The 3,512-nt window shown below is 62.7% G+C and carries 3 protein-coding genes; 2 read left to right on the plus strand and 1 reads right to left on the minus strand.

What is annotated here, in order from left to right; all coding sequences use genetic code 11:
* On the plus strand, nucleotides 1-999 hold a 999-nt coding region (locus KA184_12685; protein ID MBP8130427.1), incomplete at its 5' end, for a P-loop NTPase.
* Here KA184_12685 and KA184_12690 read toward each other — a convergent pair.
* Nucleotides 986-2,953: a CocE/NonD family hydrolase gene (locus KA184_12690; GenBank protein ID MBP8130428.1), complete on the minus strand. Its 1,968-nt coding sequence runs from the start codon at nucleotides 2,951-2,953 to the stop codon at nucleotides 986-988. The two genes, KA184_12685 and KA184_12690, sit on opposite strands and share 14 nt — an antisense overlap.
* Nucleotides 2,954-3,114: 161 nt before the next feature.
* On the opposite strand from KA184_12690, the gene KA184_12695 reads away from it, so the two are divergent.
* The coding region (locus KA184_12695; protein MBP8130429.1) for an alpha-mannosidase at nucleotides 3,115-3,512 on the plus strand (398 nt) is incomplete at its 3' end.

Consider the following 3,512-nt stretch of genomic DNA (forward strand, 5'->3'; position numbering starts at 1 on the left):
AAAGGCGGTGTGGGAAAATCGACCGTGGCGGGCCACCTGGCGCGGGCGATTCAGCGCGAAGGGCATGCCGTGGGCGTGCTCGATACGGATATCTATGGCCCGTCGTTCCCGACGCTGTTTGACGTCCACAACCCGGATGTGGTCATGGCTGGTGAGACCATCCAGCCCGTGGAAGTGGATGGGCTCAAGACCATGTCGCTCGGCTTCCTCATGGGCGACCGCCCGGCGGTCCTGCGCGGCCCCATCGTGTCCAATTACACGATACAAATCCTGCGGCAGACCGACTGGGGCAAACTGGATTACCTGATCATCGACCTGCCGCCGGGCACAGGTGACATTCAGCTCACGCTTGTGCAGCAGGCCTCGCTGGACGGGGCCATCATCGTCACGACTCCGCAGGCGCTCTCACTGGTCGACGTGGCGCGCGGCATCCTCATGTTTGAGAAGGTGAACGTGCCCGTGCTCGGCATAGTTGAGAATATGGCCTATTTCACCTGCGACAACTGCAACAAGCGGCATTTCATTTTCGGCAACAGCACGGCTACGTTGAAGCAGCGCTTCGGCCTGAACACACTGGCGCAATTGCCGATTCTGCCGGGCGTGTCCACCGTGGCCCACAAGACCGACGGCGCGGATATCCCCGCGTTCGCGGAACTGGCGGAAAACCTGCACCGCGAAGTGGGCAAACGACGGGCGGCGGACGGCGGACGGCCCGACGCGGCCATCGAGCCCGGGCACGTGCGCGTGCGCTGGCCGAACGGAGTGGAGAGCCGTATTCCGAATGTCAAAGTGCGGGCTTCGTGCCAATGTGCACTGTGCGTGAACGAATACACAGGCGAGGCCATCCTCGACCCGGCAACGATTCCCGGAGACCTGGAGGCAGAGAGCGTCGAGCCGCTCGGCAACTACGCGGTCTCAATCGCCTGGAGCGACGGCCACAGTTCCGGCATTTTCTCGTGGGACCACCTGCGCGCGGTAGCGGGCCTCAAGCCCGCCTGAGGCCCTTTCGCGTCCGGAATACTCCTGCCGCGGCGAGCCCGACCACCAATGCAGCGAGCATGTGAGCCGTCAGGAGCGGCAATCGGCTTGCGCCGCTCGCCGGGTCGGTGCCGTTCAGGAATTCCTCCAGGTTGGTCTGCCCGTCCCCGTCAAAATCGCCGTCAGGCAGCACATCGTCAATAGAATCAACGGTGTCATTCGGATTGTGGTCTACGATACGTTGCTCGAAGTTGTCGCCCATGCCGTCGCCATCATCGTCGGCGTGTTCGCCGAGATCGGCGGGAAAGGCGTCCAGCCAGTCGAATACGCCGTCGCCGTCGGAGTCCGGCCCCACCAACGGCAACAATATATGCGAAGGATGCGCCGGGTCGCAGTAGACCGTGTTGCGCGCCACGCGCTTCTCGGCGTACTCGGGGGCCAGCGGTGCGCCGGTATTGGGATTCACGTCGAATCGCGGGAAATTGCTCGATGAGATGGCGACCCGGATGCGGTGGCCTCGATTAAAGGCGACCGCCGTTGCCCAAAGACTTATCTCGAACGGGTAGATGACGCCCGGGGTCATCAGTTCGTGCTCCGCCAGCGAGTTGCGCGCCCGTGCGCGAATAATGCCGTCGCACAGGATGATCGATCTGCCGTCCGGGTACACATCGGTGAGTTTAGCCGTGAAATCCGTGTCCACGCAGTCCGAAGACGCCCACAGCCTGACAGTCACGGGCCCGGCCACCTCCACGGGAACTTGCAGCACCCCGGTTTCAAAGAGAATCACGTCGTGGCGGCTCTCTACGGGCCGCTGGTCGAAACTGCCTAGAGGCAGTCCATGGACGGCGCCGCCGAGCGTAGGAACCGGGTCGTCCGGGTCAAACTCATAGACAAATGCCGTGGCGTGTGGCCCTGGCGGACTCACGCGCAACGAGCGGTCGCCGTGAAAGTACACCGGCGTGTTCAAGGCAGGCGGCGGCCAATCGTCGGCCCAGCGCCATTCATTGCCCGGCGCGCTCGGGTCCTCGAAATCGCCCATCATCATATAGTAGACGCGTGGCAGATCTTCGGCGCCGTTGGGAACGTCCTTGAGATAACGGTTAAAAAACGCCACGTGGTCGTACGCGGGCGGACGCCAGGTAATGGTCCATGTTACATCTCCCGCGTTGTCGCCGTGGCCCTTAAGCATGATGATAAGCTTCGAATGTTCCCGCGCGATCGGGCCGCCGGACTGCCGCAACGTCACGAAGTTGTCAATTGTGCTTTGCAGGAATACGTCGTACCAGCCCGAGAACATGTGGACGGGCCGGTCGCGCAGGTGCTGGCGCGTCGTGGCATCCAGGGACTGCCAGAATTCGTCATAGGCCGGGTGTGCCAGCGTCAGGTCGTACAGGTCTTCGCCCAGCGTGCTGAACCAGTCCAGGAATTCATTATGGCGCAACGCGCCGCCGTAATAGATGACGCCGGACTTGTAGAATTCCGCGGGCGCCATCCAGAGCCATTCCGCCTCGACACCCGGCGGGTCTGCGCCCGCCGCCAGATTCAGCAAGGCCCCGCGCACCGAACCACCCCAGAAACCGATGCGGCCGTTGCACCACGGCTGCGCCAGAATCCATTGCACCGTATCGTACCCGTCTTGCCGCTCGCCCCAGCCGTCATTAAGAAGCGTATTGCGCACCCCCTCCGAGCCGTGGAAGCCGCGCACGTTTTGCGCGACCATCACGTAGCCCGGCTCCGTTATGATGGCGTTACAGAGGTTGTCCTCATAGTTCGGCGTCCGAAGCATCAACACGGGCCACGGCCCCGTCCCCTCGGGCAGAGTGACGCGCGTTTTGAGTTGCACGCCGTCCCGCATGGGCACCATCGTAAGGTAGCCATGCCAGCAGGTGTCTTGCGCCCGGCTCGCGGGCACCTCCAGGGCCGCCGCAACAAGCACGGCCAGTGCCACGGGGCCTGTGTGGCGCGTGCGTTGCATATTCAAGCCCTCCACCCGGTGATGCGCATTCCGCGCATCCAACCGTACATCCCCAAGCAGTATAGCACAGTCGCCACAAATCGCCCGGCACGCCCTTCGGGTTGACTCCGTGGTGCACAACCGCAAACAATGCCGCCCATCAAGCCAGGAAGGAGCCTCAGATGAACACGCCGCGGGAAATGCATGTCATTTCGAATACACACTGGGACCGGGAATGGTTGTTCGATTTTCAGGAAACGCGGATGCTGCTTGCCGAGATGTTCGACAAACTGCTCGATATTCTCGATGCGCGCCCGGACTACAAGGCGTTCCTGATGGACGGACAGGTCATTCCCGTCGAGGACTATCTGGAGGTGCGGCCCGAGAACCGCGAGCGGCTCGTGGGCCATGTGCGCGCGGGCCGTCTTCAGATCGGCCCATGGTACACGGACCCGGAATGCTTCTGCGTGGGCGGCGAATCGCTTGTGCGCAACCTCCTGTATGGGCATCGCGTGGCTAATGCTTTGGGTGGCGTCATGAAGGTGGGCTACACCCCGTTCTCCTACGGGCAGAACTCGCA

The organism is Candidatus Hydrogenedentota bacterium (assembly GCA_018005585.1).
Lineage (GTDB): Bacteria > Hydrogenedentota > Hydrogenedentia > Hydrogenedentales > JAGMZX01 > JAGMZX01.